This window comes from Rhizobium phaseoli (assembly GCF_010668805.1).
Taxonomy (GTDB): domain Bacteria; phylum Pseudomonadota; class Alphaproteobacteria; order Rhizobiales; family Rhizobiaceae; genus Rhizobium; species Rhizobium phaseoli_A.
On sequence record NZ_WUFT01000060.1, the window covers coordinates 1 to 650 of the forward strand.

The 650-nt window shown below is 58.8% G+C and carries 1 protein-coding gene; it reads right to left on the minus strand.

Annotated features, from left to right (window positions below; translation table 11 throughout):
* Positions 1 to 552 (minus strand): DUF4372 domain-containing protein (locus tag GR197_RS31360; protein ID WP_164016592.1); only part of this gene is annotated, 552 nt, incomplete at its 3' end.
* Between the last annotated feature and the right edge of the window lie 98 nt (positions 553 to 650).

Consider the following 650-nt stretch of genomic DNA (forward strand, 5'->3'; position numbering starts at 1 on the left):
GTAGGTGGCGCCGGCTTCGATGGCGATGGTGCGGCCGATCTGGGCGTCGTTGACATTGGCGTCGGTAATGTCGAGGACACGCGGGCAATCAGCCTTGGGATCGTAGACGATGTGCAGCTTCATGCCACGGATGCGGCCGTTCGATTTGGCCCAGTCGCAGAGCTTGCCGAGCGGGATGGGGGTTGAATCGATCAACCGCAGCATCGCCGTGCCCTCGCGGCGCATTTTTCGGCCAAGCTGGCCGGTCAGCAGTGCAAATGTCTCGGCAAAGACGCCGGCCGGCGGCCGCTTGTTGGCATCCGATAGCGTCGAGCGCTGCAACCGGCCACAGCCGAGATGATAGTGATGGTGGGCATTGGCGTTCCAGCTTGCTTCGAGCGCCCGCAGGCTGCCGGCGGCACCGAACTGAGCATAGATCAGCGCCACCAGATGATCCCAGCTTTTGAAGCATTTGTCGTAAGAATCGCCGTCATGCCGATCGACAATCGCTTGGAATTGACGCCGATCGAGGCTTTCAATCAACTGCCCGAAAATGCTAGGCGTAAAGCGCATGCTCCGTTCCTTTTCTGAGTCTCGACAACCAGAAAATAGACGGAAAACCTCTGTCTTACGGGGCATGCGCCTGCGACATTTCGATTCACCCAGAATTT